Annotated in this window: 24 protein-coding genes; 15 read left to right on the top strand and 9 right to left on the bottom strand. The window is 67.5% G+C overall.

The window, feature by feature from the left end; all coding sequences use genetic code 11:
* The first annotated feature begins 72 nt into the window (after positions 1–72).
* Positions 73–771: a FadR/GntR family transcriptional regulator gene (locus tag PUN71_RS09750; RefSeq protein ID WP_277798234.1), complete on the top strand. Its 699-nt coding sequence runs from the start codon at positions 73–75 to the stop codon at positions 769–771.
* A 30-nt stretch (positions 772–801) separates the two neighbouring features.
* Here the strand turns inward: PUN71_RS09750 and PUN71_RS09745 are convergent, their stop codons facing one another.
* Positions 802–1,290, bottom strand: a complete 489-nt coding sequence (locus PUN71_RS09745) for a DUF4190 domain-containing protein (RefSeq protein ID WP_277798233.1) — start codon at positions 1,288–1,290, stop codon at positions 802–804.
* A gap of 35 nt (positions 1,291–1,325) precedes the next feature.
* Complete coding sequence (locus PUN71_RS09740; RefSeq protein ID WP_277798339.1) at positions 1,326–1,922, bottom strand: LysE/ArgO family amino acid transporter; 597 nt, start codon at positions 1,920–1,922, stop codon at positions 1,326–1,328.
* Positions 1,923–1,992: 70 nt separating this feature from the next.
* On the opposite strand from PUN71_RS09740, the gene PUN71_RS09735 reads away from it, so the two are divergent.
* Positions 1,993–2,919 carry a LysR family transcriptional regulator ArgP gene (locus tag PUN71_RS09735; RefSeq protein WP_277798232.1) on the top strand — a complete coding sequence of 309 codons (927 nt, stop codon included), beginning with the start codon at positions 1,993–1,995 and terminating at the stop codon, positions 2,917–2,919.
* Here the strand turns inward: PUN71_RS09735 and PUN71_RS09730 are convergent.
* Positions 2,879–3,901 carry a nuclease-related domain-containing protein gene (locus PUN71_RS09730; RefSeq protein ID WP_277798231.1) on the bottom strand — a complete coding sequence of 341 codons (1,023 nt, stop codon included), beginning with the start codon at positions 3,899–3,901 and terminating at the stop codon, positions 2,879–2,881. The genes PUN71_RS09735 and PUN71_RS09730 overlap by 41 nt on opposite strands.
* 239 nt (positions 3,902–4,140) lie before the next feature.
* Here PUN71_RS09730 and pgm point away from each other — a divergent pair, with 239 nt between their 5' ends.
* A complete protein-coding gene (gene pgm, locus PUN71_RS09725; RefSeq protein WP_277798230.1) occupies positions 4,141–5,805 on the top strand; it encodes a phosphoglucomutase (alpha-D-glucose-1,6-bisphosphate-dependent) in 1,665 nt (554 codons plus the stop codon).
* Here the strand turns inward: pgm and PUN71_RS09720 are convergent.
* Both PUN71_RS09720 and PUN71_RS09715 read right to left on the bottom strand, forming a co-directional pair.
* Positions 5,802–6,311 (bottom strand): 2'-5' RNA ligase family protein, encoded by a 510-nt coding sequence (locus PUN71_RS09720; protein ID WP_277798338.1) that lies wholly within the window; start codon positions 6,309–6,311, stop codon positions 5,802–5,804. The two genes, pgm and PUN71_RS09720, sit on opposite strands and share 4 nt — an antisense overlap.
* 198 nt (positions 6,312–6,509) lie before the next feature.
* Entirely contained in the window at positions 6,510–7,115 is a 606-nt protein-coding gene (locus PUN71_RS09715; protein ID WP_277798229.1) for a malonic semialdehyde reductase, read from the bottom strand.
* 200 nt (positions 7,116–7,315) lie between these two features.
* Here PUN71_RS09715 and PUN71_RS09710 point away from each other — a divergent pair, with 200 nt between their 5' ends.
* Positions 7,316–8,680: a uracil-xanthine permease family protein gene (locus PUN71_RS09710; RefSeq protein WP_043450168.1), complete on the top strand. Its 1,365-nt coding sequence runs from the start codon at positions 7,316–7,318 to the stop codon at positions 8,678–8,680.
* A 5-nt stretch (positions 8,681–8,685) separates the two neighbouring features.
* Here PUN71_RS09710 and PUN71_RS09705 read toward each other — a convergent pair whose 3' ends face one another.
* The gene (locus PUN71_RS09705; protein ID WP_277798228.1) at positions 8,686–9,618 is read right to left on the bottom strand and encodes an SGNH/GDSL hydrolase family protein; all 933 of its coding nucleotides are present in this window, start codon (positions 9,616–9,618) and stop codon (positions 8,686–8,688) included.
* The gene (locus tag PUN71_RS09700) at positions 9,615–10,499 is read right to left on the bottom strand and encodes a GAF domain-containing protein (RefSeq protein ID WP_277798227.1); all 885 of its coding nucleotides are present in this window, start codon (positions 10,497–10,499) and stop codon (positions 9,615–9,617) included. Before PUN71_RS09700 ends, PUN71_RS09705 begins: the two co-directional genes overlap by 4 nt.
* Positions 10,500–10,777: 278 nt before the next feature.
* On the opposite strand from PUN71_RS09700, the gene treS reads away from it, so the two are divergent.
* Positions 10,778–13,051, top strand: a complete 2,274-nt coding sequence (treS, locus tag PUN71_RS09695) for a maltose alpha-D-glucosyltransferase (protein WP_277798226.1) — start codon at positions 10,778–10,780, stop codon at positions 13,049–13,051.
* A gap of 42 nt (positions 13,052–13,093) precedes the next feature.
* Here treS and PUN71_RS09690 read toward each other — a convergent pair whose 3' ends face one another.
* Positions 13,094–14,314 carry an ROK family transcriptional regulator gene (locus PUN71_RS09690; RefSeq protein ID WP_277798225.1) on the bottom strand — a complete coding sequence of 407 codons (1,221 nt, stop codon included), beginning with the start codon at positions 14,312–14,314 and terminating at the stop codon, positions 13,094–13,096.
* A gap of 193 nt (positions 14,315–14,507) precedes the next feature.
* On the opposite strand from PUN71_RS09690, the gene PUN71_RS09685 reads away from it, so the two are divergent.
* From PUN71_RS09685 to PUN71_RS09640, 10 genes are all read left to right on the top strand, one after another.
* Positions 14,508–15,596, top strand: a complete 1,089-nt coding sequence (locus tag PUN71_RS09685) for a Gfo/Idh/MocA family protein (protein WP_277798224.1) — start codon at positions 14,508–14,510, stop codon at positions 15,594–15,596.
* Complete coding sequence (locus PUN71_RS09680) at positions 15,593–16,423, top strand: hypothetical protein (RefSeq protein WP_277798223.1); 831 nt, start codon at positions 15,593–15,595, stop codon at positions 16,421–16,423. Before PUN71_RS09685 ends, PUN71_RS09680 begins: the two co-directional genes overlap by 4 nt.
* A 139-nt stretch (positions 16,424–16,562) precedes the next feature.
* On the top strand, positions 16,563–17,888 hold the full coding sequence (locus PUN71_RS09675; RefSeq protein WP_277798222.1) for an ABC transporter substrate-binding protein: 1,326 nt from the start codon (positions 16,563–16,565) through the stop codon (positions 17,886–17,888).
* A 13-nt stretch (positions 17,889–17,901) separates the two neighbouring features.
* Positions 17,902–18,864: a carbohydrate ABC transporter permease gene (locus PUN71_RS09670; protein ID WP_277798221.1), complete on the top strand. Its 963-nt coding sequence runs from the start codon at positions 17,902–17,904 to the stop codon at positions 18,862–18,864.
* A complete protein-coding gene (locus PUN71_RS09665; protein WP_043450184.1) occupies positions 18,864–19,754 on the top strand; it encodes a carbohydrate ABC transporter permease in 891 nt (296 codons plus the stop codon). Before PUN71_RS09670 ends, PUN71_RS09665 begins: the two co-directional genes overlap by 1 nt.
* Positions 19,755–19,794: 40 nt before the next feature.
* A complete protein-coding gene (locus PUN71_RS09660) occupies positions 19,795–20,553 on the top strand; it encodes a sugar phosphate isomerase/epimerase family protein (RefSeq protein WP_277798220.1) in 759 nt (252 codons plus the stop codon).
* Positions 20,550–21,677 (top strand): Gfo/Idh/MocA family protein, encoded by a 1,128-nt coding sequence (locus tag PUN71_RS09655; protein ID WP_277798219.1) that lies wholly within the window; start codon positions 20,550–20,552, stop codon positions 21,675–21,677. Before PUN71_RS09660 ends, PUN71_RS09655 begins: the two co-directional genes overlap by 4 nt.
* A gap of 115 nt (positions 21,678–21,792) precedes the next feature.
* Positions 21,793–22,959: a Gfo/Idh/MocA family protein gene (locus PUN71_RS09650; protein WP_277798218.1), complete on the top strand. Its 1,167-nt coding sequence runs from the start codon at positions 21,793–21,795 to the stop codon at positions 22,957–22,959.
* A gap of 16 nt (positions 22,960–22,975) precedes the next feature.
* On the top strand, positions 22,976–23,977 hold the full coding sequence (locus tag PUN71_RS09645; protein ID WP_277798217.1) for a sugar phosphate isomerase/epimerase family protein: 1,002 nt from the start codon (positions 22,976–22,978) through the stop codon (positions 23,975–23,977).
* Positions 23,978–23,984: 7 nt separating this feature from the next.
* Complete coding sequence (locus PUN71_RS09640) at positions 23,985–24,899, top strand: TolB family protein (RefSeq protein ID WP_277798216.1); 915 nt, start codon at positions 23,985–23,987, stop codon at positions 24,897–24,899.
* Positions 24,900–24,909: 10 nt separating this feature from the next.
* On the opposite strand, the gene PUN71_RS09635 is transcribed toward PUN71_RS09640, so the two are convergent.
* A partial coding sequence (locus tag PUN71_RS09635) for a glycosyltransferase (protein WP_277798215.1) occupies positions 24,910–25,700 on the bottom strand: 791 nt, incomplete at its 5' end.

The following is a 25,700-nucleotide window of genomic DNA, read 5'->3' as shown; positions in this document are numbered from 1 at the left end:
TTAGACAGTGAGTCTATCTGTCAATAGAACGAGGGAGTATTCTGGACAGGGATAACCCCAAGGGAGGGCTTTGTGGAGAAGACTGCACGGATGGGCCTGGAACGCGTCACGCGGCCACGGCTCTACGAACAGCTGGTGGAGCAGATCCTCGCCTACATCGAGTCGGCCCAGCTGCGTCCCGGCGACCTCCTGCCCGCGGAGCGCGACCTTGCCGAGCGGCTGGGAGTTTCCCGCGCTACCCTCGCCCAGGCCCTGGTGGCCTTGGAAGTACTGGGGGTCATTGACGTGCAGCATGGAACCGGGGCTGTCCTGGCCCGCCGTCCAAGCGTGGCCTCAGTGATCAAGGGCCTGCGCGAACACCAGAGCCGGCTGCCGGAAATCGTGGAGGCACGCAGCACGCTCGAAGTGAAGTTGGCGGCACTGGCGGCCGAGCGGCGGACGGAGGAGGACCTCGCCGCCATCGACAATGCGCTGGACGTCATGGCGCAGGAAATCAACGACGGCGACCGCGGCACGCATGGCGACGAACTGTTCCACCAGGCCATCACCGCCGCGGCGCATTCCTCGGTCCTCGCGCAACTGATGGCCTTTATCGCGGAGATGATCCTGGAGACGCGGATGGAGTCCCTGGGCCAGCCCGGGCGGCCCGAGCAGTCACTGGCGTCCCACCGGAAAATCACCGATGCCATCAGGGCGCAGGATCCGCGGGCCGCCGCCAACGCCATGCTGGCCCACATCGAGCTGGTCTCGGACGTGGAACTGCTCCGCTAGCAGCAGGCCGCCGTGGACTCCAAGGTGCGGCTAGAAGGTCCCGCTGTTGGACCCGGCACTGCCCGCGACGGCCAGGCCGATAATGAGCAGCAGCCAGATGGCGCCGTACCCCAGCAGGCAAAGGTAGCCCAGCACCAGGCCCGTGATGGACATCCCCCTGCCGGACGGTTCCCGGCGCAGGGCCAGGTGGCCGGTGGCAATGGCAGCGATTTGGGGCAGCATGAGCCACCCCATGATGACCGAGGCGATACCGCAGACCATGCTGGCGATGCTGAGGGTCTTGGGCTCAACAGGCCTGCCGTAGTAGGACTGCTGACCGAAGTATTGCGGCTGGCCGTACTGGGAGTTGCCGTACTGGGAGTCGCCGTACTGGACCTGGTTGTACGGAGCCTGGCCGTAGGGGGCCTGGCCGTAGGGGCCCTGGCCGTAGGGCGGCTGCCCGGACTGCGGCGGCTGGTAGCTGGGCCAGGGTGAATCGCCGTTCTGGCGGTCGGGCCCCTGGGATGGCTGGTTGCTCATGGTTTCTCCCCTGCGAATTCTGGCTACAGCCTACTTCAGTGCAGGACCATGCGGATGGCCAGGAAGACCATGAGGAAGCCGATGCCGGCGTCTATCCATCGCCAGGTCCGGGGGCTGCGGAGCACACCAGCCAGCCCCCTGGCCCCGTACCCCAGGGCGGAGAACCACAGGACGCTCCCCGTCACGGCTCCGCCGGCGAAGACCCACCGCAGGCCGGCGCCCTGCTGGTTGGCGAGGCTGCCCAGCAACACCACCGTATCCAGGTAGACATGCGGGTTGAGGAAGGTCAGCGCGGCCGTCGTGGCGATCACCGAGTTCTTCGACCTGGGCTCCTGCTCCGCCAGCGAAGAAGGCCTCAGGGCTGCCATGAAGGAGCGCGCTGCGAACCAGAGCAGGTAGGCAGCACCGGCCCAGCGAAGGACCTCCAACGCCTCGGGAAAGCGGGTCACCACTGCGCCGATTCCTGCCGTTCCGCCCAGGATCAGCACGGCGTCGCCAGCCATGCATACGGCCACCACCGCGCCGACGTGTTCCTTCCGGACGCCCTGGCGCAGCACAAACGCGTTCTGAGCGCCGATTGCCACGATCAGTGCCAGCCCGGTCAGCAGTCCTGTAATTCCCGCAGTCCACATGCCCTCGACGGTACGGTCACCCGCAAATGCAGGCAAATAACCGATTCTTGAGGATCATTAGAATAGCTTCATGAATTTGGAACACTTAAGGGCCCTCGCGGCAGTCATCGATGAGGGAACATTCGAGGCGGCGGCCGACCTGCTCCGGATCACACCATCCGCGGTGAGCCAGCGGATCAAGGCACTGGAAACCTCCGTGGGCCAGGTCCTGGTCCGCCGCCGGGTGCCGTGCGCCACTACCGACGCCGGGGCGCTGCTGCTGCGGATGGCCCGCCAGGTGCAGGTGCTGGAAGCGGAGACGTCGGCGGCACTGGGCACGGGGCCGGCCGCCAGGGCGCACCTGCCCGTGGCAGTCAACGCGGATTCGCTGGCCACCTGGTTCCTGCCGGTGCTTGGCGATGCCGCCGGGTGGGAGGACTCTGCCCTCAACCTGCACCTGGAGGACCAGGGGTTCAGCAGCCAGCTTCTCCGTGAGGGCGAGGTGATGGGGGCCGTGACCTCGGATCCCGTGCCGGTCAGCGGATGCCGGGTGGAACCGCTGGGCTTGATGCGGTACATCCCGGTGGCCGCACCCGGCCTGCGCCACCGCTTTTGGGGCTCCGGACGTCTCGACTGGGCGGCCATGCCGGTCCTGAAATTCAACAGCAAAGACACTCTCCAGCAGCAGCTGCTCACCCACAAGGAGGTCTCCCGGCAACCACCAACCCACACCATCCCCTCTTCCCAGGGGTTCCTCGCGGCCATCAAGGCCGGCCTGGGCTGGGGAATGATCCCGGAACTCCAGCTGGCGGATGAGCTGGAGCTGGGCTCCCTGGTGCGGCTGGACGAGGACGGCCACGAGGACGTTGCCCTCTACTGGCAGGCCTGGACCCTGGATTCGGAACGGCTCAACCGCCTTACCGCCGCCGTCCGCAGCGCCGCGCGCAAACGGCTGCGGGCGGTGGATGCCGACGGCCCTAGCGGCCCAAGTAGGGCAGGATATACACGGCGAAAATGACGAAGGCTGCCAGCAGGGCGAGCTTCGCGCCGCTGGTTCCCGCGGGCTGCTGCGCCTTGCTGTTCCGGCCGTGCCGGCCCCGGCCAGCATGGTCCGCCGTATGCTGTCCCGCCGGCTTCGCTGCGCGGTGTCCTGCCTGCTTGGCCGGGTGCTGGGCCGCCTGTTTTTCAGCATCCCGTCCCGCCTGGTTTCCTTTCGGAGGAAGCCCGCGTCCCGCGGGGTGCCTTGCCCTGCTGTGGCTTCGGCCCGCTCCCTGGGAAGGGCGGAGTCCACCGTGCGGGGACTGCCCGTGCGGAAGTTCCACGTCCGGCGCCACAGCGGGACCGGCCGGCGGCAGCGCTCCGGCCGGCCGCACCACAGTTCCGGGCCGCACATTCCTCAGGGCCGTGATGCCCGGTTCCTGCTCATGGGTCAGCAGCTGGCCCAATTGTTCGTAGAGTCCCACCACGGCTTGCTGGTCGAGCACAGCGGGCAACGCTGCAATCGCGTCCACCACGCGCTGCGAACCGGCCACGGCAACGTCCGACGCCGTCACGCCGAAGAGGTCCGGCTGGGCCGCCATGCAGATGAGGGGACGCACCAATCTGCGATGCGGGGGCGGCAGCACCGAGGCCACGGCGGCGCACTGGGCCAGCGCACCTTCCACCGCCTGGGTCCGCGCATAACGGCCCTGCCACAGGACACCGGAGGCTACCCGCACTTCACCGGTCCAGTTTTTCGAATCCACCACCACTACCCCGCCGGGTCCCACCAGGACGTGGTCGAGGTTCGCCTTGGGCCGGCCCGGCCAGTGCACGTCGTGGAGTACATACCAGCCGCGCGGTACCAGTTCACTGAGCTTGTCTGCCACCACCCGCTCCCCCACCGAGCCCGCGTCCCATGCCTTCGTGCAGCGCTCGGCCTCGTCCAGCCGGCGCTTGAGCCGGGCCACACGCTCGGCCGCCAGCCTGGACTGCTCCGCTGCCCCGTCTCCTGCCCCCATTGGACGTCCCCGTTTCCTTGCCGGACAGGACGACGGCGGCGGGCCGCCGTCGTCCGTTCCTTTCGGTCATTTCGTGGAATTTCCTTGAAATTAGCAGGGCGCCGAAGGCCCGGTATATAGGTACTTTCCTGACCGTGTACTCAGGTGGACTACTTGGTTGGCGCCGTCACGGCAGGTCACAGGGGCCGCATTTCGGGCGGGTCGTTTTGACTCGTGCCAGGTTCTGGCATGCTGGAGCCATGGCTAGCCGCGCGGGCACAGTTGCCCAACCCCAGGACCTTGTTGACATCACTGCGCTCCTTGACGCGTACTACGACATCGCACCGGACCTCAGTGATCCGGGCCAGCGCGTGGTGTTCGGGACCTCGGGGCACCGGGGGTCCAGCCTCAAGTCCTCGTTCAACGAGCAGCACATCGTGGCCATCACCCAGGCCATCGTGGAGTACCGGGCCGCGCAGGGCGTCACCGGCCCGCTGTTCCTGGCGAAGGACACGCACGCGCTGAGCGAGCCCGCCCAGAACTCCGCCCTGGAGGTGCTCGCCGCCAACGGCGTCCAGGTGCTGGTGGATGCCCGCCACGGCTACACCCCCACCCCGGCCCTGAGCCACGCCATCCTCACCTATAACCGGAAGGCTGCGCCGGGGGCCCCGCAGGCAGACGGCATCGTCGTGACGCCGAGCCACAACCCGCCCGCGGACGGCGGCTTCAAGTACAACCCTCCGCACGGCGGCCCTGCCGACTCCGACGCCACCGGGTGGATCGCCAACCGGGCGAATGAACTGCTCGAGAACGGCCTGCGCGGCGTAAAGCGGATTCCGCTCGCAGACGCCCAGGCCGCTGACACCACCGGCAAATTCGACTTCCTCAGCAGCTACGTGGACGACCTTCCGTCCGTCCTGAACCTGGACGCCATCCGCGACGCCGGCGTCCGGATCGGCGCGGACCCCATGGGTGGCGCGTCCGTGGACTACTGGGGCGAGATTGCCGAGCGCCACCACCTCAACCTCACCGTGGTGAACCCCACCGTGGACCCGCAGTGGGCCTTCATGACCCTGGACTGGGACGAGAAGATCCGGATGGACTGCTCCTCGCCGTCGGCCATGGCCTCGCTGATCCAACGGATGTCGGACGCCGCCGCCTCCGGCCAGGCGGCCTTTGATATCGCCACCGGCAACGACGCCGACGCCGACCGGCACGGCATCGTCACCCCTGACGGCGGCCTGATGAACCCCAACCACTACCTGGCCGTGGCCATCGACTACCTCTACCGCAACCGCAGCGGCTGGAACCCGGCCTCCGTGGTCGGCAAGACCTTGGTGTCTTCCTCCATCATCGACCGGGTGGCCGAAAGCCTGGGCCGCAAACTCGTAGAGGTTCCCGTGGGCTTCAAGTGGTTCGTGCCGGGCCTGCTCTCAGGCGAGGGTGCCTTCGGTGGCGAGGAATCCGCAGGCGCCTCCTTCAATAAGCTGGACGGCAGCGTCTGGACCACGGACAAGGACGGCATCCTGCTGGCCCTCCTGGCCTCCGAAATCACCGCGGTCACCGGCAAGTCCCCGTCGCAGCTGTACAAGGGGCTGACGGACCAGTTCGGCGCGCCCGTCTACGCCCGGATTGATGCCGCGGCCACCCGCGAGCAGAAGGCCAAGCTGGGCAAGCTCTCCGCCAGTGACGTCACCGCCACGCAGCTGGCAGGGGAAGAAATCACCGCCAAGCTCACGGAGGCTCCGGGCAACGGCGCAGCCATCGGTGGCCTCAAGGTGGTCACGGAGAACGCCTGGTTCGCGGCCCGGCCCTCCGGCACCGAGGACGTGTACAAGATCTACGCCGAGTCCTTCAAGGGCGAGGAGCACCTCAAGCAGGTGCAGGCCGAGGCCAAGGCGCTGGTGGACAGCGTCATCGCCTAGCCGCCGGCGTCAAGGCTCCACAGCCGGAGGACCTGCCTGATGGCGTGGTCCCCGCCGGGGGCCATGTCCACCAGGGCGACGCGGTCGAGCACGACGGCGTCGCCCCGGTGGAGGCGTTTGCTGCCGTGGTGTGAGATGTGCGGCCGGTAGCCTGCGAGGGTGTGGCGCGGGGTGAGGATCCTGCCGCCGACCTCCGGCACCAGGTGCACCAGCTGTTCATGCAGCTGCTGCAGGGCCCGGTTTGGGGCCACGAGATTGACCGGCACGCTTCCGTCGCGGCCGAACCCGGCGTCCGCCCCCACCGTCAGCGGGGTGCCCAACGCTGCGGCAACCGGGACGTCGGCGAGCCCTGCGAGGCGTTCGGCGACGTCCGCACCCGCCGCATTGCCGGCGTCGAACCTCACGTCGAACCTCACCAGGGTGATGTGCAGCGGCCAGTCCGTCCGTGGGAAAACCTGGCCCTCAGCCACCGGCTCCACGAAGGCCACAAAGATGAGGTTCCGCATCGGCATGCCCCCAGTCTTCCACCCGCCCGTCAGACGCCCCATCACCTCCCGCCCTTAAAAACCCAACGCCCCATCACCTCCCGCCCCTAAAAACCCAACGCGCCATCAGTAGGTGATGGCGCGTTGGGGAAAAGGGGGTTAAAGGTGATGGGGCGTTGGGAAAAAGGGGGCAGGAAGTGATGGCGCGCCCGGGGAGGGTTAGACGGTGCGGACGGCCTCGTCATAGGAAAACTTGGGCTTGGCGTCGCCCCAGGCGTCGGCACCGGGCTGGCCGATGTTGACCACCAGGAAGCTCTTCTGGTCGCCGGCCGGGAAGAAGGCGGCGTCGATGGCGGCGAAGTCGGCACCGGTCATCGGGCCGGCGGCGAAGCCGAGCGAGCGGACGGCCAGGATGAAGTAGCCCGCCTGCAGGTGGGCATTGTTGTTTCCCGTGGCCGCGGCAAGCTCCAGGTCGGCGTCGTACATCGCCTTGGGGGCGTTGTAGCCGGGCAGGAACTCGTCCCACTTGCCGGCCCAGTCGGTGTCGTAGCTGAGGATGGCCACGAGCGGGGCGGAGGCAGTCTTGGCCTGGTTGCCGCGGGACAGCGCGTCCACCAGGGTGGCGCGGGCTTCGGGCGACCGGACATAGGTCACGCGCAGCGGCTGGGAGTTGAAGGCCGTGGGGCCGAACTTGGTGAGCTCGTAGATGGCCCGGGCCTGCTCGTCGGTCACCTCGCCGGTGAACGAGTTGGCGGTGCGGGCCTGGGCGAAGATGGCGTCCACGGCTGCCGAATCGATAACCGCTTCTTCATGGGCAATGGTCATTGGCTTACCTTTCGCTGCGCCTCCCCGCCAGCTGGGGTGGCCTCTGTGCTTTCCATAGTTGCAACTTCAACTGCTTCGGCCCTCTTCCCATGACGGCGGGTGACGTTGGCCACAGCAGGCGGCCGGGAATTACTTGGCGGTATTCTTGACCGAGTTATTCTTTGCCCCCTCGCGGCACCCCCTGAAAGGCATTCCTTCCCATGAGCATGCTTGGAATCAAATGGAAGCTGCACGGCACCGGCAAGACCATCAATCCCGGACAGGTGGTGGCCCCGGATGAGCGCCTGGCCTGGCCCCTGACGATCGGGGTGGGAATGCAGCACGTGGTGGCCATGTTCGGCGCCACGTTCCTGGTTCCCATCATCACCGGGATGCCGCCGGCCACCACCCTGTTTTTCTCGGGGATCGGCACGCTGCTGTTCCTGGTGATCACCAAGGGCCGGGTGCCCAGCTACCTTGGCTCAAGCTTCGCCTTCATCGCGCCCATCACGGCCTCCCAGGCGCAGTTCGGCATCCCCGGCGCCCTGGGCGGCGTGGTGCTGGCCGGTGCCACCCTGGCGCTGGTGGGTGCGGTGGTGCAGAAGTTTGGCGCCGGCTGGATCAACCGGCTCATGCCGCCGATCGTCACCGGCGCCATCGTGGCGCTGATCGGCCTGAACCTCGCCCCCGCCGCCAAGCAGAATTTCGATGCGGCGCCCATCACGGCCCTGGTCACGCTGGTCACCATCATCCTGGTCAGCGTCCTGTTCCGCGGGATCCTGGGCAGGCTCAGCATCCTGGTGGGCGTGGTGGTGGGCTACCTGGTGGCGATGCTCCGAGGCGAGGTGAAGTACGACAAGATGGACGCCGCAGCCTGGGTGGGCCTGCCGCACTTCCAGACGCCCGAGTTCCACATCGGCGTCCTGGGCCTGTTCGTCCCGGTGGTCCTGGTGCTGGTGGCGGAAAACATCGGCCACGTGAAGTCCGTCGCCGCCATGACGGGGCAGAACCTCGACGGCGTCTCCGGGCGCGCGCTGATGGCTGACGGTGCCGCCACGGTACTGGCAGGCCTCGGCGGCGGGTCCGGCACCACCACATACGCCGAAAACATCGGCGTCATGGCTGCCACCAAGGTGTATTCGACGGCGGCCTACTGGGTGGCGGGCATGTTCGCCATCCTGCTCAGCTTCTCGCCCAAGTTCGGCGAACTGATCGCCACCGTCCCGGCAGGCGTGCTGGGCGGCGCGGCCACCATGCTGTATGGCATGATCGGCATCCTGGGCGTCAAGATCTGGGTACAGAACAAGGTGAACTTCGCCAACCCGGTCAACCTGACCACCGCCGCAGTCGCCCTGATCATCGGCATCGCCGACTACACCTGGACTATCGGCGACCTGAAGTTCACCGGGATCGCGCTGGGATCCGCCGCCGCCCTGGTGATCTACCACGGCATGAAGGCCATAGCAAAGGCACGCGGGACCGTGGCGGAACCCGAAACGGAGCCGGGCGTGCTGCCACCAGCGGCGAAGGCCGCAGCAAAAGCTGCAGCCAAGGCCGAGGGCAAGCGTTCCCCCAGGAAGCGGTAGCGGCCTCAGGCAACCCTGTCCGGGGCCGCCCCCTCTTCCGGTCCCAGCCGGAAGCCGGCGGCCATGCCGGGCGAAGCGGCCTGGACTGCCGGGTGGCCGGGAGGAAACGGGCCGGGACGGCCCTGGCCGAACACCGGACCGGGCAGCGGGCGCTTGGCCGTCAGCAGGTCGTCAGCCTGGTGGGGCCGCAGCCGCTTGAGCACCCAGGGCACAAAGTACTGCCGCGCCCACACCAGGTCCTCGGCCCGGGCCTGGGTCCACCCATGGACCGGAAGCGGACGCGGCTGGAGCGGCTTGAGTCCGTGGGGCACGCCCAGGGCGTCGAGGGTTGCCACGGCCACCGAGTGGTGGCCCAGCGGCGATAGGTGCAGGCGGTCCGGATCCCACATCAGCGCATGCTGGAGCTCCGGCAGGCACCACAGGTCCACCATAATGGCATGGTTCCGGACCGCGATCCTGTGCAGGTGCTCGTTGTAGATGGCCACCCGGCCGCGGATCTTGCCGAAGACCGGCGTGTTGCCCCAGTCCGGTCCCGCGAACAGGAGCACGGTGGCGCCCGTGGCTGACAGCGTGCCGATGGCCTGGTCGAGCTTTTCTGCCAGCTTGTCGGGGTCGCCCCGTTTGAAGATAATGTCGTTGCCCCCGGCAGCCACGGCCACCAGGTCCGGCTTCAGGGACAGCGCCGGCGCCAGCTGCCTGTCCAGGATCTGCTTCAGCAGCATGCCGCGGATGGCCAGATTTGCATAGGCGAAGTCCGGATCGCTGGACGCCAGTTCCTCCGCAACCCGGTCGGCCCAGCCCCGGAATCCGCCCAGGCTGAGCGGTTCGGGATCGCCAATCCCTTCGGTGTAGGAGTCTCCGAGGGCAACGAACCGGTGCCAGGGGTGCCTGCCCGGTCCTTCCGCAACGGAACGCAGTTCCTGCTTCTCGACGGTCATGCCGTCCTCCCTTCTGCGGCGGACGGAGGTTCCTTCCCCGTCCGGGCATTCCTGCGGGGGGACGTCCCGGTTGGAAAGTCCCGCCCCGCCGCCGGCGGCCGCGGCAGCTCCGCCACGCCGTCGTACGTTTCCTGCCGCAGCCCCGAAGGCTGCCCGGCCCCGCGGTCCAGCCCGCCTGGGGCCACGACGTTCAGGGCCGCGTCCCGGAGGTCCAGTTCATGGTGCAGCGCCTGCGTCTGCAGGAACCGCAGCGCGCCCTCCCGGGTGAGTCCGTATTCGTTCATGAGGCTGCGCACGGCCAGGTCCACCAGGACCAGGGAGCTTTGGACGACGGCGAGGCCCGCCGTCGCCTCCGCCCGCCCGGCCACGCGGAGCACAACCCGCAGCGCCCGGGCCACCTCGCGTGCGTAATTCCGGCTGCTGACCAGGTCGTCGCTGGTGAAGGTGTGCGGCTCCGACGCGTAAAGGCTGATCGCTGCGCTGGTGCCGCCTTCGGAAAGGATGGGGACGGCGAGGAGGGACTGGACTCCGTGGGCGGCGGCAGCACTGGCGTAACCCGGCCAGCGGCGGTCCATGCCGAGGTCTGACACCAGGACGAACTCCCCGCTGCGGACCGCCTCCATGACCGGGCCGTCCGAAAACGAGCATTGCTCCCGGTCCGCCTCGCGCGCCTGCTCGGTACTGGCCGCAAGTGCGCGGCCTTTGCCCAGCCGGAAGAGGGTGGCTGCCCAGCCGATGCCGCGCCGGTCGCCGTTGATTTCCACCATCAGGTCATGGGTGACTTCCCAGAGATAGTTTTCGACATCCTTGCTGTCGAAAACCGGCTCCGGGGTAACTGGAAGCGGTCCCCAGCGAACCTGCCCCATGGGATCAGCGGCCATGTTCCAGCCTTGCTTCTTAGAGCTCCGGGCCCACTGCAAAACCTGTGCTCTAAGAATACGACCGGATGGCCGGTTGGGGGTGGACGGTGGCCAAACAAGGGGGATTGGCCGCGTTAGGGGCAGGCGGCGCGCCGGTGGCCCCGCCACCGGCTCCGCTGCACAGTAGCATCGGGAGAGGGAACGCGAATAGTCCCTTGTTCGCCTGGGTACCTGTCCTTGAGCAAGGGGTCTTGGAGCATCCATGCCAGCACGGAAACGAGCAATGGAAAGAGGAGCTTATGCGGGAACCAGGTACCAGCGAGCGCACTTCAGAAGCGGATGCACCCGCCGGTAATGGCGAAGTGGAGGCCGGCACCGAGCCGTCAGCGGAGCTGGATGTCAATTTCGACGAACAGTTCTTCGCGGCGCGGCCCAAGGCCCTGCGGCCGATTGCGCGCCGTCGCCAGTTCGTAGGCACCAGGCCTTCCTTTGAATTCGACGGCCGGAACGCGGCGTACGTGGAGTGGCTGCGGAACCAGGCGATGCTCGGGGATGCGAACACGCTGGCGCGCCAACTGTCCGGCCAGGCCAGCATGTGGCAGAACTCCTATGCGCACCCCAACCCGCGGGCCGCCGTCGAACGCGCCTCTGTCTGGTTCACCGCCTACCCGCTGTCCTTCATCACCCGGACCGGCCAGTCGTTCCTTTCGGCGCTGGGTGATCCGGAGATGTGGAAGGCGTTCCGCGAAATCGGCATCCGCGGCATCCACACGGGACCGGTGAAACTCGCCGGCGGCATCAGCGGCTGGTCCCACACACCCAGCGTGGACGGGCACTTCGACCGCATCAGCATGGCCATCGACCCGGTCTTCGGGACGGAAGAGGAGTTCCGGCGGATGTGCGAGGTGGCCGCCGAGCACGAAGGCACCGTCATCGACGACATCGTCCCGGGCCACACCGGCAAGGGCGCGGACTTCCGGCTGGCCGAAATGAACTTCCGGGACTACCCCGGGATCTACCACATGGTGGACATCCCGGAGGAGGACTGGCACCTGCTTCCGGACGTCCCCGAGGGCGCCGACTCGGTCAACCTCAGCCCCGACTCCGAACAGGCCCTGCAAAAGGCCGGCTACATCATCGGCCGGCTGCAGCGCGTTATCTTCTATGAGCCCGGCGTGAAGGAGACCAACTGGAGCGCCACCCGGCCCATCGTGGACACCACCGGCAAGACCCGCCGCTGGGTCTACCTGCACTACTTCAAGGCGGGCCAGCCGTCCATCAACTGGCTGGACCCCACCTTCGCCGGGATGCGCCTGGTGGTGGGCGATGCCCTGCATTCGCTGGTGGACCTGGGCACGGGGGCGCTGCGCCTGGACGCCAACGGCTTCCTGGGCGTCGAAAAGAGCGCCGAAGAGCAGCCCGGCTGGTCCGAGGGCCACCCGTTGTCCGAGGCCGCCAACCAGCTCATCGGCTCCATGATCCGCAAAGTGGGCGGGTTCTCCTTCCAGGAACTGAACCTGACCATCGACGACATCAAGGCAACCTCGGAGTCCGGCCCGGACCTCTCCTACGACTTCATCACGCGGCCCGCGTACCATTACGCCCTTGTCACGTCGGACACCGAGTTCCTGAGGCTCACCCTCCGCCTGTCCCTGGAAATCGGGGTGGACCAGGCCTCGCTGGTGCACGCACTGCAGAACCATGACGAGCTCACCTACGAACTGCTGCACTTCGCCGCCGGCCACCGGGACGAAATGTTCGAGCTCAACGGCGAGGAATTGACCGGAGCCCAGCTGGCCGAACAGGTCCAGCAGACCCTGCGGGACCGGCTGACCGGAGAGAACGGGCCTTACAACGCCGTGTTCACCACCAACGGCATCGCCTGCACCTCGGTGAGCTTCATCATGGCTGCCTTGGGGATAAAGGACCCCGCCTCGGTCACCCCGGAGCAGGAAGCCCAGATCCGGGACGTCCACCTGCTGCTGGCCATGTACAACGCCCTGCAGCCCGGCGTCTTCGCCCTGTCCGGCTGGGACCTCACGGGCATCATGGCCCTGGACCGCAGCAGCGTCCGGGAGCTGACCTCGCAGGGCGATACGCGCTGGATCAACCGCGGCGCGCACGACCTCATGGGAACCAGCCCTGACGCCACCACGTCCTCCGCCGGGATGCCGCGGGCCCGGAGCCTCTACGGCTCGTTGCCGGACCAGCTGAAGGACGAAGACTCGTTCGCCCGGCGCCTGCAGCGGATCCTTGCCGTGCGTGAGGACAACGGAATCGCCACCGGCACCCTGCTCGACGTGCCGGACGTCTCCAACCGCAGCGCGCTGGTGCTGGTCAACCGGCTGAAGGACGGCACCCTGCAGGTTACGGCGCTCAATTTCTCCGGGCAGGACATCGCCGGCAGCATCCAGTCCAACGAACTGCCGTCCGGCGCCAATGTCCAGGACCTGTTCAGCGGGGAAACCGTGGGCCAGGTGGACGACCTGCACAGCTTCTTCCTGGAGCTTCCCGCGTACGGGGGGACCGCGCTGGTCCTGACCGAGGCGCCGGACGCGGAAGAGGAAGCCTAGGGCAGTCCGCCGGGTAACGCCGGGGACGCAGAGTCCGCGGCGTTACCCGGCGATCGCCCCGGCCAGCGTGGCCTCGATGACGGCCGGGGAGAGGACATACTGGGTGACCAGCTGGCTTGCGCCCAGGACGCCCGCATGGCCGCCGGCCCGGGAAACGTTGATGCGCAGGTGCGAGGTGGCCAGCGGCGGAGAGCGCCGGTACACCACCTCACGGATGCCTGCCACCAGGTGCTCCCCGGTCTCACCCACGCTGCCGCCCACCACGATCACGGACGGGTTGAGCAGGTTGACCACCGTCGCCAGCACCTCGCCGATGTCCCGGCCCGCCTGGCGCAGCGCCTGGATGGCCTGCAGGTTGCCGTCGGCCGCCAGCCGGAGAACGTCAGCGGCCTTTGCCACCTCCAGTCCCTGGCCCTTCAGGGAACGCACGACGGCGGGTCCCGACGCCAGCGCCTCCAGGCACCCATAGTTTCCGCAGGCGCACAGGACCTCCGCGCCGCGCGCCACCTGGACGTGGCCCAGGTCCCCGGCGGTGCCGTTGGCGCCGCGCTGCAGTTCGCCGTTGCTGATGATCCCGGAGCCGATGCCGGTTGCCACTTTCACGAAGAAGAAGTTGTTGTGCTCGGGCCAGTGGGCCGACTGCTCGCCCAGCGCCATGATGTTCACGTCGTTATCCACCAGCACATGCACGGGCAGTGAGCGCTGGACGTAGCTGACCACGTCGAAGCCGTCCCAGCCCGGCATGATGGGCGGCTTCACCGGCTTCCCGCTGTCGTGTTCCACGGGCCCGGGCAGCCCGATCCCGATTCCCGCGAGTTCCGCGACGCTCCGTCCGGCCGCTACCAGCAGTTCCCTGCCCTGTGCCACCACCTGGTCCAGCACCGCTTCCGGCCCGTCGGCCACCTGCTGCTCCAGCCGGTGCTCGGCCAGGATCTTCCCACCCAGGTCAGTGACCGCCACGATTACGTGGGTGGCCCCCACGTCCACAGCCAGCACCAGCCGGGCGGCCGGGTTGAAGGCAAAGCGCGACGGCGGCCTGCCGCCGCTCGAGAGCGCCTCACCTGCCGGACCCACCAGTCCGGACAGCATCAGCGCGTCGATGCGGGAGGCGACGGTTGAACGGGCGAGGCCGGTGCTCAGCGCGAGTTCGGCACGGGTCCGGGCTTTGCCGTCCCGGAGGAGCTGGAACAGGTCTCCGGCACGGGACAGGCTGCCGGCGTCGGAATCTTTTCCGGGCTGTTTCCCCGAGCCTGTAGAAGTCATGCCTCAGTCATAACACTCTTACTTATGGCTGTCACGATGGCAGAAGAATGACGCGCAACAAACAACTTTTGCTTGACGCGCGTCAAAAGTGGTTCTAGGTTGTGACTCAGGGCACATCGGTTCGCCCGATGTCTCCCATCACCGGCAGTTATCCCTGGTCCCCTTGAGTCCGCTTACAAAGAGGTAATTGAACTTGTCCCACCATGCAGCGCCACCAGACCGGCCCCTCGGCGTCGGCATCCTCGGCGCCGGACCTGTCACCCAGGCCATCCACCTCCCCGCACTGGCCCGGCTCCGGGACATCCTGGAAGTTCGGCACATCATGGATGTGGATCCCGCAGTTGCCTCCTCCGTGGCGGCGCGGGTTGGCGCAACCGCCAGCACCAGCGTTGACCACCTGCTGGGTGACACCGGCGTGGACATCGTGGCGATCTGCAGCCCGCACCAGTTCCACGCAGAGCAGGTCATCGCAGCCTGCAGGGCGGGCAAGAAAGCGGTGCTCTGCGAAAAGCCCTTTGCCATGAACGCAGCCGAAGCCGAACGCATCTCGGCCGTCAGCACCGAAACCGGGGTACCGATCGTGGTCGGGGCGATGCACACCTTCGACCCCGGCTGGCTCGCCGGGGAACAGCATTGGGACGACCTCCCGGCCCGGGTGCATACGATCCGCTCCTCCATAGTCCTGCCGCCCAATGCGCGCTTCGAGGACTTCGCTACCGAGATCGTGACCCGGCCTGCTTCCGGCAACCCGGATTACGGGGACGTCGAGGTCATCAAGGGCGCACTCCAGGGCGGGATCATGGGGCTGGCCATCCACGACCTGCCGCTGGTCCGCCGGTTCACCCCCGACTTCGCCGACGTCGAAGTGCTGCAGGTATTCCACGTCCGTCCGTTCGGCTACGCCGTATCGCTGCGCACCCCCACGCGGTCCATCGAACTGCGCGCCGTCATGGGCAGCACGTGGAAGCCTGAATGGACCTTCGAGGCGATCGCCGACGATGAGGCGCTCCGGATCGACTTCACCCCGTCCTACGTCCAGGCCGGATCCGCCGTCGCCACCTTCTCCCGCGGCAGCGAAACCAACAGCTTCGGCCCCTACGGACACAACGGCTACGAAGGCGAATGGCGCGAACTTGCCGCGTTGGCCCGCGGAACCAGGCAGGCTCCGTCCGCCCAGGCCCTCATCGATGACCTGACCTTCGCCCTCGACATCGCCGGGGCCACGGTGGCGGCCGCCGCGGCAGGGCATGCAGCCGCCGACAAAGCAGGAGTCTCCGCATGAGCGGCCAGTACACGGTGTCGGCAACCCCGGCCGCAGTGGAGGCCGGGGCGGTCACGCAGACCCTGGCTTCGCTGCCCGCAACGTTCCAGCCGGCCGGGGAAGACCAGGCAGGCACGGCCGACGTGCTGGTGCTGGCCGGCGGTGCGGGCTGGACGACTGAGGCGGCCGCCGCTGTCGCGGCCGGGACGCGGGGTGTCGTGGTGGTCAACCCGGTTCCCGAGGACACCACGGAACTGGCCGCTGCGGCGCATGCCGCTGGAACCGCCGTCGTCCTTGACCTCCGCTGGGCCTCGAATCCTGCGCTGGTGGCCGGAAGCGGCCAGCCGGACGCCCGCGGTGCGGTGCGCAGTGCCCTGGGCACCGCCGCACTGCTGGACAGTGTTGCGGCTTCGGCACCGGGCACGGAATCCAAGGAGCTCCTGGCTGCACACCTCGCCGCCCTGCTGGCAGTCAGCGGGCAGCTGGATGGCGTGCGCGTCATCCGCAGCGACACCACCGGGTACACGGTCTGCGGCAGGCTGGCCAACGGCGCCCCGTTCACCGCCCAGGGCGTGTTCACCGCTGCCCGGCCGGCCGGCGTCGACATCCGGCTCTACACCGCCGACGGCGGGGTGGCCGTCCAGGTGCCCGATCCGGACGCCGCCTGGCCTGCGACAGTCCGGGTCACCGGGGCCCACGGCGAACTTATGCTCCCCACGCTTTACGAATCCGCCCACCGGTCAGCGTGGCGGCGCCTGAAGGACCATCTTGGCGCCGGCACCCTGCCGGACGACCTGGCCGGGTTCGCCCGGCTGGCCGACCTCTACGCAACCCTCGCTGCCACGTAACCAGTCCACCGATACGCAACCACACAAGCAGTCCAACAGCCAAGCAGTCCAACGCACACACAGTCCCACCTCCACTCTCAACGATGAGCAGGACCGCATCTACGGCGCGCCGCGCCCGCCGGTCCCGAAAGGACACATCATGAACGCAACTTCCGAACAGCGCCGCTCCTTCTCCCGGCGCGGTTTCCTCGGCCTGACGGCTGCCGCCGCAGCAGCCCCGCTCCTGGCTGCCTGCGGTGGCGGTTCGGCAACCCAGGGAGGCGGCGGCGGTGCAGGCGGCACCGTCAAGTTCTGGGACATGCCCTGGGCAACCCCCGCCTACAACGATGCCGCGAAGGGCATCGCGGAAGGATTCTCGGGGGCCAACGGCGCCAAAGCGTCCTACCAGATCATCCAGTGGAACAACTTCTACCAGACCTTCTCCTCCGCCATCGCGTCAAAGACAGGACCCGCGGTCTCCACCGGCGGCGGTTTCCAGGCGTTCCAGTTCGAGCAGCAGGGCCAGATTGCTTATGCGGACAAGGTAATCGAGAAGCTGAAGGCCAATGGCCAGTTCGACGACTTCCTGCCCGGCGTGCTGGATCCGTTCAAGTCGGACAAGGGCTATGTGGCCGTCCCCTGGCAGCTGGACATGCGCGTCTTCTGGTACCGCAAGTCGCTGTTCGAAAAGGCCAACGTCGCGCTGCCAACGGACTGGCCGTCGCTGCTGGAAGCCGGCAAGGCGCTGAAGAAGGTGGGTGCGTTCGGCTTCACCACCGGCGCGGGCGCGGGCAACAACTATGCCAACCACTCCATGATCATGATGATGGTCAACAACGGCGGCGGTGTCTGGAACAAGGACGGCGAGCTGGACCTGATGAATGACCGCAACGTCGAGGCCATGGAGTTCGTGCTGGAGCTGGTGTCCAACGGCATCGTCGACCCGGCCGCGGTCAGCTACACCACGGACAACATGTCCGCCCAGTGGAAGGACGGGAAGGCGGGCTACGGCCTGTTCCAGGTGAACGTCCCGCAGCGCGTGGGCGACACCTCCGGCGACCTGCTGGTGGCTGACCCCATCAAGGGCCCGCACGGGGACAAGGCCACCATCGTCTTCCCGAACAACATCATGATGTACACCAACACCCCGTCCCAGGACGCGTCCGAAGAGTTCCTGGTGTACTACCTGGGCCAGCTCAAGCAGCTGTGGCAGAAGAAGCTGATGTCCGCCCTGCCGGTCTTCAAGTCGATCACCGAGATCCCCGAATTCGCCAACGATCCCAACAACGTCAAGATCGTCAAGGACTGGCAGCCCATCGCCAAGACCTTCGCCGCCCAGGGCAGCACGCTGAATGCCAACCTCGCCGCGCTGGACGGCGGCCAGGCCCTGAACCAGTTCAGCCAGACGATCATCACCGGGAAGGCCGACGCCAAGACGGCCCTGAAGACCTTCCAGTCCGGCCTCGAGTCCGTCCTGAAGAAGTAGAACGGACCCGGTCATGTCCAGCACCACCACCCAGTCCGGCTTTGCCCGGGCCCGCCGCGGGCTTGCCCTCGGCGGGTCCGGGGCCGCCCCCGGCAAGCGCAAGAGCAAACTCTCGGCCCAGGCCACCAGGACGTTCTTCTGGCTCCTGCTCCCCTCCGTGGTCCTCCTTGTCCTGATCCACGGCTACCCGCTCATCTACGCCGCCATCCAGGCCACACACGACGGAAACCTGCTCCAGACCGGAAACTTCGTGGGCGGCCAGAATTTCGCCACCGTCCTGACGTCGCCCGCGTTCTGGAAGGCGGCCCAGTTCACGCTGTGGTTCACCATCGTGGGCGTCTTCGGTTCCTGGCTCGTTGGCCTCGGCCTGGCCCTGCTCCTGCGCACCAGGATCCCGGGAAGAAACACGTTCAAGGTCCTGCTGCTCCTGCCCTGGGTGGTGCCCATCGTGGTGTCCTCCACCGCGTGGAACTGGCTGGTGGCCACCCCGGACAGCCTGATCCCGGCGCTGTTCCGGAATCTGGGCATGGGCACCCCGCTCTTCCTGGCGGATCCCACCCTGGCCTCCGTCACCGTCATGGTGTTCAAGGTCTGGGTCAGCTTCCCCTTCATGATGATGATGATCTCCGCCGCCCTGGCCTCCGTTGACACCACCGTCTACGAGGCAGCCAGCATGGACGGGGCAAGCCGCTGGCAGCAGTTCACCCAGATCACCCTGCCGCTGATCGCCCGCTCCACGTACATCAGCTGGATCCTGATGACCATCTTCTGCGTCAACGACTTCCCCACCATTTACCTCCTCACCGGCGGCGGCCCGGTCAACGCCACCACCTCCCTGGTGGTCCTGGCCTACCGGACCGTGTTCCAGGACTTCGCCACCGGACCCGGCGTCGCCATCGCCTTCCTCATGACCATGACCCTGGTGGTCATCTCCGTCATCCTGTACCGCCAGATCCGAAAGTCGAGCGTCGAATAATGAGCGCAGTCCTTCACGCCCATCCCGAATCCGGCCCCGCACTCGGCATCGACGCCGCCAAACGGCGCAGGGTCCTCTCCGAAGCCGGCCAGCGCGGCCGCTGGTGGCGCTTCGCAGCAATCCTGATCATCACCGGGATCGTGCTGGTTCCCATCATGGTTACCGTGCTGCTGGCCTTCACCCCCGGACCCAACAGCACCGCCACCGGGCTGACTTTCGAAAACCTCGGCAACGTCTTCTCCAAGACCCTGGCAGCCACCTGGCTCAAGAACAGCCTGGTCACCACCCTGTCCACCGTGGTGGTCTCTGTGGCCGTCGCGGCCCCGGCCGGCTATGTCCTTTCCCGGGGCCGCAGCAAGGCAGTCTCCGGGTACTCCCTGCTCCTGTTCGTGATGCAGTCCCTCCCCATCATCACCTCCGTGGTGCCGCTGTTCATCCTGTTCGCCGGCATGGGTCTGGTGGACAACCTCCTGGGCCTGACCATCATCTACGTGGGTTCCACCATGACCGTGGCCACCTGGATGATGGCCGCCTACTTCGACTCCATCCCCATCAGCCTGGAGGAAGCATCCTGGATCGACGGCTGCTCCGTCTTCGGGTCCTTCACCAAAGTGGTGCTGCGGAACTCCCTTCCCGGCGTCCTTTCCACCGCCATCTTCGCCTTCCTCCTCGCCTGGAACGACTACCTCGTAGCCATCGTGTTCCTCCGCTCCAACGAAATCTTCACGCTCCCCATGGGCGTGCAGTCCTTCTTCCAGCAGAATGCAACTGACTGGACATCCGTCATGGCCCTGGCCGTGGTCATGATGCTTCCGCCCGTTATCGTCTTCGCCACCCTGAACAAGTACTTCAGCGTTGGCGGCATCGGCGGCTCGCTCGCCGGCCGCTGACCCCGACCTCCACGACCACCAGAACCACCAAAGGAAATCCATGTCGTACTCACTGCAGCTTTACACCCTCCGCAACGCCATGTCGGAAGATCTTCCGGGGACCATCAAGCGGGTGGCGGAGATCGGCTTCACGCAGGTCGAGCCGTACAACTTCGTGGCCACGGCCAACGAACTGGGCGCTGCCCTGAAGGAAAACGGGCTCACCGCGCCGTCCGGCCACGCACCCCTGATGAGCCAGGACCAGGACGAAATCTTCGCGGCGGCGAGGGAACTGGGCATCAGCACGGTAATCGACCCGTTCCTGCCCGCCGAGCACTGGCAGAAAGCGGAAGACATCCAGGCCACCGCAGGGAAGCTGAATGCTGCCGCCAGGAAGGGTGCGGAGTACGGCATCCGCGTGGGTTACCACAACCATGCGTGGGAACTGGAGTCCACCATCGAGGGCCGGACCGCCCTTGAGTACTTCGCGTCGCTGCTGGATCCGGAACTGGTCCTGGAAGTGGACACCTACTGGGCCGCAGTGGGCGGCCAGGACCCCGTGGAGCTCCTGGGCCGGCTCGGTGACCGGGTGAAGTTCATCCACATCAAGGACGGCCCCCTCAACAAGGACAACAAGGCCCAGCAGCCCGCGGGCCAGGGCAAGGTCCCGGTCCTGGACGTCATCGCAGCCGCCAAGTCCCTGGAGGTGGGCGTGGTGGAGTTCGACGACTACGCCGGTGACATCTTCGAGGGCATTGCCCAGTCCCTGGCCTTCCTGAACAGCAACAGCACCACTGGAGCAGAAGGAGCCCAGGCATGAGCACCCCAGCAGCCAAGCCGGTCCGCAGCGGCCCGGTAGGCGTCGGCGTCATCGGCGCCGGCGTGATCAGCAAGCAGTACCTGGATAACCTCACGGCCTTCCCGGATGTCAAGGTCCACGTCATCGCCGACCTGTTCGAGGAAGCCGCCGAGGCACGCGCCACGGAGTACGGCATCGCCGAGTGGGGCGGCGTGGACAAGGCCCTGAACCACCCGGACGTCGAAATCATCGTCAACCTCACCATCCCCGCAGCGCACGTTGAGGTGGCCACGGCCGCCGTCAACGCCGGCAAGCACGTCTGGACCGAAAAGCCGTTCAGCCTGGACCGGGAATCCGGGCTGGGCCTGCTCAAAACCGCTGACGCCGCCGGCATCCGCCTGGGCTGCGCCCCGGACACCTTCCTGGGCGCCGGCATCCAGACCGCCCTCCGCCTGATCCAGCGGGGCGACATCGGCACCCCGCTGACCGCGATGACCACGTTCCAGACCCCCGGCCCGGAATCCTGGCACCCCAACCCGGCCTTCCTCTTCCAGCATGGCGCGGGCCCGCTGTTCGACATGGGTCCGTACTACCTCACCACCCTGGTCCAGGCGTTCGGTTCCATCCGCAAGGTGGCCGCCGTCGGGTCCAAGGCCAAGGACGTGCGGGTGATCGGTTCCGGGCCCAAGGCCGGCGAGGAATTCACCGTCGAGGTGCCCACCCACGTCTCGGCCATGGCCCAGTTCGAATCCGGGGCCTCCTCGCACAGCGTCTTCTCCTTCGAGTCCCCCCGCACCCGGATGGGCTTCGTGGAAATCACCGGAACCGAAGCCACCCTGTCGTTGCCGGACCCCAACTACTTCACCGGTGACATCAAGCTCTGGCGCGCCGGCGACGAGGACTGGACCACCGTCCCGGCCACCGGGCCCGCCAACGGCCGCGGCATGGGCGTGCTGGACATGGCCCGCTCCCTGCGGGCCGGGACAGCCCACCGGGCCACCGGCGAACTGGCGTACCACGTCCTGGACACCATGGTGTCCATCTCCGAATCCATCGATTCGGGCACGTTCGTGAACGTCGAAAGCTCAGCCCCGGCCTCCGCCGCACTCCCCGAGGACTGGGCGCCGGAGTCCGCCACCCTCTGACACGGACGCCACCCCGGCACCCGCCATCCCGGCAGCCAGCATCCCCGGCAAGATCCAGCACCGTCCAGCAAGATCCAGCACCGTCCAGCAAGCAGGAAGCACGCAGGAACGCATCATGACCACACCCGCACACACGTCAGAACCACCGGCCTCCCGCCCGTTGGGGGTAACCGCCATCGGTTACGCCTTCATGGGCAAGGCGCATTCGAATGCGTGGCGGAACGTGGCCAGCTTCTTCGACGTCCCGGCCTTCGAACAGAAGGTCCTCGTGGGCCGGGATGCCGGCGCCGTGGCCGAGGCAGCAGCCAAGTACGGCTGGGCAGAATCGGCCACGGACTGGCGCACCGTCATCACCCGCGACGACATCGACGTCGTGGATATCTGCGCCCCGGGCTGGATGCATGCCGAGATCGCCATCGCGGCGCTGGAGGCGGGCAAGCACGTCCTGGTCGAAAAACCCCTGGCCAACACGCTCGCCGAAGCCGAACTCATGACGGCCGCGGCCGCGAAGGCCCGCGCCAACGGCGTCCAGTCCATGATCGGCTTCAACTACCGCCGCGTCCCCGCCCTGGCCCTGGCCCGGGAACTCATCGCAGAGGGACGGCTGGGCACCGTCCGGCACGTCCGTGCAGCGTACCTGCAGGACTGGCTCGCCGACGCCCAGGCACCCATGACGTGGCGGCTGCGGAAGGAAACCGCCGGGTCCGGCGCCCTCGGGGACATCGCCAGCCATGCCATCGACCAGGTCCTGTTCCTCCTGGGCGACCAGGTCACCGAGGTATCCGGCCGGCTCAACACCTTTGTGGGGCAGCGCCCCGGGGAAAACGGCACCGAGGAGGTGACGGTCGACGACGCCGCCTGGGCAACGCTGACCCTCGCCTCCGGAGCCGTCGCCTCCGTCGAGGTGTCCCGGGTGGCCACCGGCCGGAAGAACAGCCTGCAGATCGAGGTGTACGGGGACAAGGGCAGCCTGCTGTTCGACCTGGAAAACCTCAACGAACTCGGCTTCCTGGATGCCACCGTCCCGGTCCGGGAGCAGGGCTTCCGCCGGATCCTGGTCAACGAACCCGACCACCCCTATCTGGAGGCCTGGTGGCCGCAGGGCCACATCATCGGCTGGGAACACACCTTCACGCACCAGGTCCGCGACTTCCTGCTGGCCATCAAGGACGGAAGCCGGCCCTCGCCGTCGTTCGAAGAGGGACTGAACGTCCAGTACGTCCTGAACGCGGTGGAGGAATCCGCCGCCAACAAGAGCACCCTCACCGTCGTCCGCCACTAAGCCAAGGAGCCTGACCATGCCCCGCCCCTTCACCCTGTTCACCGGCCAGTGGGCCGACCTGCCCCTCGAGGAAGTCGCGCGCCTGGCCTCCGGTTGGGGCTACGACGGCCTGGAAATCGCCGTCTCCGGCGACCACCTGGACGCCTGGCGCTGGGACGAACCCGGCTACGTCGAGTCCAAGCTCGAACTCCTGGACAAGTACAACCTCAAGGTCTGGGCCATCTCCAACCACCTCAAGGGCCAGGCCGTGTGCGATGACCCCATCGACTTCAGGCACCAGGCCATTGTCGGGTCCAAGGTCTGGGGCGACGGTGACCCCGAAGGCGTCCGCACCCGCGCCGCCGAGGAACTCAAACACACCGCCCGGCTCGCCAAGGCACTCGGCGTGGACACCGTCGTCGGGTTCACCGGCTCCTCAATCTGGCAATACGTGGCCATGTTCCCGCCTGTCCCGGACAAAGTCATCGACGCCGGCTACCAGGACTTCGCCGACCGCTGGAACCCCATCCTGGACGTCTGCGACGAATGCGGCGTCCGCTTCGCCCACGAAGTCCACCCCTCCGAAATCGCCTACGACTACTGGACCACCGTCCGCACCCTCGAAGCGATCGGCCACCGCGAAGCGTTCGGCCTGAACTGGGACCCCTCGCACATGATGTGGCAGGGCATCGACCCCGTCTCCTTCATCTGGGACTTCAAAGACCGGATCTACCACGTGGACTGCAAGGACACCAAGGTCCGCCAGACCGGACGCAACACCGTCCTGGGTTCCCACCTGGCGTGGGGCGATCCGCGCCGCGGCTGGGACTTCGTCTCCGCCGGCCGCGGCGACGTCCCCTGGGAAGCCTCCTTCCGGGCCCTCGCCGCCATCGGCTACGACGGCCCCATCAGCATCGAGTGGGAAGACGCCGGCATGGACCGCCTCCACGGCGCCCCCGAAGCCCTCGCCAACCTCAAGAAGTACGACTTCCCCGCCTCCCAAACCAGCTTCGACGCCGCCTTCAGCAGCAAGGACTGAATCCTCGATGCGCAGCCTGCAGCCCGGCCAGCACTGCGAAATCCGGGTTGCCTCCGTCACTGGCGATCAGGAGATGGCATACGCCACCGGGAATATGCTCCTTGAGGCACCCAACTGGACGCTTGACGGCCGGGCGCTGATCCTGAATGGGAACGGCAGGCTGTGGCGGCTGGAACTGGCCAGCGGTGCACTCAAGGAAATTCCGCTCACCGGGGTCCCCGCGCTCAACAATGACCACGTCCTGGCCCCGGACGGGAGCACCGTCTGCCTGTCCGGGGAGGACGGCCACATCTACCGGGCACCCCTCCTGGGAGGCCAGGCGACCCGGATCACGGACGACGACGGCTCGTTCCATTTCCTCCACGGCGTCAGCCCCGACGGCCGGCGGCTGGCGTATGTGGACATCGAGGGCGGCGACTTCGGACTGCCGGGCCGGCTCCGGACCATGCCATCCGGCGGCGGCCCGGCAGAGAGCGTGGACGTTGGCCCCGGCCATTGCGACGGGCCCGAGTATTCGCCGGACGGCGGCTGGCTGTACCTCAACACGGAGTCCTTCACCACCGCCCCCGGCCATGCCCAACTGGCCCGTGTCCGCCATGACGGCAGCGGCTTCGAACGGCTGGCGCAGAGCGGAACGGTCGACTGGTTTCCGCACCTCTCCCCCGACGGCCGGCTGGCCAGCTTCATCCGCTTCCCCACCGGGACGCAGGGCCACCCCGCCGATCTGCCGGTCGACGTCGTCCTTGTTTCCACCGGCGACTGGGCCACACCGCTGCACACGTGGCCGGTTTTGGGCGGCCAGGGCACCCTCAACGTCAACAGCTGGTCCCCGGATTCGCAGCGCTTCGCGTTCGTCGCGTATCCACGGGCCGGGGCGGCGCCGGGAGGCGGGCACCAGCGCCTTCCTGCCACCGCCTTATAGGTCGGCCCGGTCAGACACGGTCCTTGTCCAGGACCACGTCGTACGCCTCCACCCGCCGGTCCGTCACGGTGGTGGGTGCCTCCAGGTGGACCGCCCCGGCGGGCAGGATGCCCGCCCCGCCGTACCGTTCCATCACCTGCCACTGCGCCACGACGTCCTCGCCGGCGTGGTCTGCCGGAAGGCTGGTCCAGAAACGGAAGCCACCGGCGTCGTTCAGCGCCTCCCTGCGGTACAGGACGCAGCCGCCCAGCCACGCCACGTGGTAGGGCACCCATTCGCCCGGCTGGAGCGACAAATCGGCGCTGACGTGGCTGAGGTTGGCTGCGCTGTGCAGCGGCCACCGCTCAAAACCCGGCTCACCGGGCCGGATGCGCTCAGGGACCACCGGGCCCTGCCAGGCCTCGAAGGGGGCGGTCTGTTCCGGCCGCCGGTCGCCCAGAAAGGACAACCCCTGCGGGGCCATGCCGACAAAACCACATTGCAGCCGGTCCAGCGCCCCGCTCAGCCGCTCCAGCGCTCCCGGCTCCAGCCAGACGTCGTCGTCCAGGAAGAGGCATTGGGCCGCCGTGGACTGCTCCAGCAGGAACTGGCGGTGTTCGGCCAGCCCGCGCCGTGGCAGGTGCCGCAGCAGCGTGACGGGACGGCCCTGGGCTTCCAGGACGCGCACCATGGCCGCAGCGGCGGGGTGCTCCCAGGCGGGCTGGCCCGCTGACTGGTCACTGACCACGACGGCGAAGGCCGGCCCGGATTGCGCGGCCAGTCCCGCGAGGGTGACGGCGAGTTCGGCCGGCCGGTTGCAGG

Origin of the sequence: Arthrobacter sp. NQ7 (genome assembly GCF_029581595.2) — a bacterium.
In the GTDB taxonomy this organism is placed as follows: domain Bacteria; phylum Actinomycetota; class Actinomycetes; order Actinomycetales; family Micrococcaceae; genus Arthrobacter; species Arthrobacter phenanthrenivorans_B.
Note: the sequence above shows the minus strand (reverse complement) of the source record. Positions and strands in the feature narration are given on the sequence as shown.

Bases quoted from the DNA above. Each gene is read 5' to 3' on its own strand.
- PUN71_RS09645 (WP_277798217.1), top strand. From the start codon at position 22,976: ATGCCCCGCCCCTTCACCCTGTTCACCGGCCAGTGGGCCGACCTGCCC.
- PUN71_RS09700 (WP_277798227.1), bottom strand. From the start codon at position 10,499: ATGGCCGCTGATCCCATGGGGCAGGTTCGCTGGGGACCGCTTCCAGTT.
- PUN71_RS09710 (WP_043450168.1), top strand. From the start codon at position 7,316: ATGAGCATGCTTGGAATCAAATGGAAGCTGCACGGCACCGGCAAGACC.
- PUN71_RS09680 (WP_277798223.1), top strand. From the start codon at position 15,593: ATGAGCGGCCAGTACACGGTGTCGGCAACCCCGGCCGCAGTGGAGGCC.
- PUN71_RS09690 (WP_277798225.1), bottom strand. From the start codon at position 14,314: ATGACTTCTACAGGCTCGGGGAAACAGCCCGGAAAAGATTCCGACGCC.
- PUN71_RS09655 (WP_277798219.1), top strand. From the start codon at position 20,550: ATGAGCACCCCAGCAGCCAAGCCGGTCCGCAGCGGCCCGGTAGGCGTC.
- PUN71_RS09705 (WP_277798228.1), bottom strand. From the start codon at position 9,618: ATGACCGTCGAGAAGCAGGAACTGCGTTCCGTTGCGGAAGGACCGGGC.
- PUN71_RS09715 (WP_277798229.1), bottom strand. From the start codon at position 7,115: ATGACCATTGCCCATGAAGAAGCGGTTATCGATTCGGCAGCCGTGGAC.
- PUN71_RS09745 (WP_277798233.1), bottom strand. From the start codon at position 1,290: ATGAGCAACCAGCCATCCCAGGGGCCCGACCGCCAGAACGGCGATTCA.
- PUN71_RS09740 (WP_277798339.1), bottom strand. From the start codon at position 1,922: ATGTGGACTGCGGGAATTACAGGACTGCTGACCGGGCTGGCACTGATC.
- pgm (WP_277798230.1), top strand. From the start codon at position 4,141: ATGGCTAGCCGCGCGGGCACAGTTGCCCAACCCCAGGACCTTGTTGAC.
- PUN71_RS09650 (WP_277798218.1), top strand. From the start codon at position 21,793: ATGACCACACCCGCACACACGTCAGAACCACCGGCCTCCCGCCCGTTG.
- PUN71_RS09660 (WP_277798220.1), top strand. From the start codon at position 19,795: ATGTCGTACTCACTGCAGCTTTACACCCTCCGCAACGCCATGTCGGAA.
- PUN71_RS09735 (WP_277798232.1), top strand. From the start codon at position 1,993: ATGAATTTGGAACACTTAAGGGCCCTCGCGGCAGTCATCGATGAGGGA.
- treS (WP_277798226.1), top strand. From the start codon at position 10,778: ATGCGGGAACCAGGTACCAGCGAGCGCACTTCAGAAGCGGATGCACCC.
- PUN71_RS09730 (WP_277798231.1), bottom strand. From the start codon at position 3,901: ATGGGGGCAGGAGACGGGGCAGCGGAGCAGTCCAGGCTGGCGGCCGAG.
- PUN71_RS09670 (WP_277798221.1), top strand. From the start codon at position 17,902: ATGTCCAGCACCACCACCCAGTCCGGCTTTGCCCGGGCCCGCCGCGGG.
- PUN71_RS09720 (WP_277798338.1), bottom strand. From the start codon at position 6,311: ATGCGGAACCTCATCTTTGTGGCCTTCGTGGAGCCGGTGGCTGAGGGC.
- PUN71_RS09640 (WP_277798216.1), top strand. From the start codon at position 23,985: ATGCGCAGCCTGCAGCCCGGCCAGCACTGCGAAATCCGGGTTGCCTCC.
- PUN71_RS09675 (WP_277798222.1), top strand. From the start codon at position 16,563: ATGAACGCAACTTCCGAACAGCGCCGCTCCTTCTCCCGGCGCGGTTTC.
- PUN71_RS09665 (WP_043450184.1), top strand. From the start codon at position 18,864: ATGAGCGCAGTCCTTCACGCCCATCCCGAATCCGGCCCCGCACTCGGC.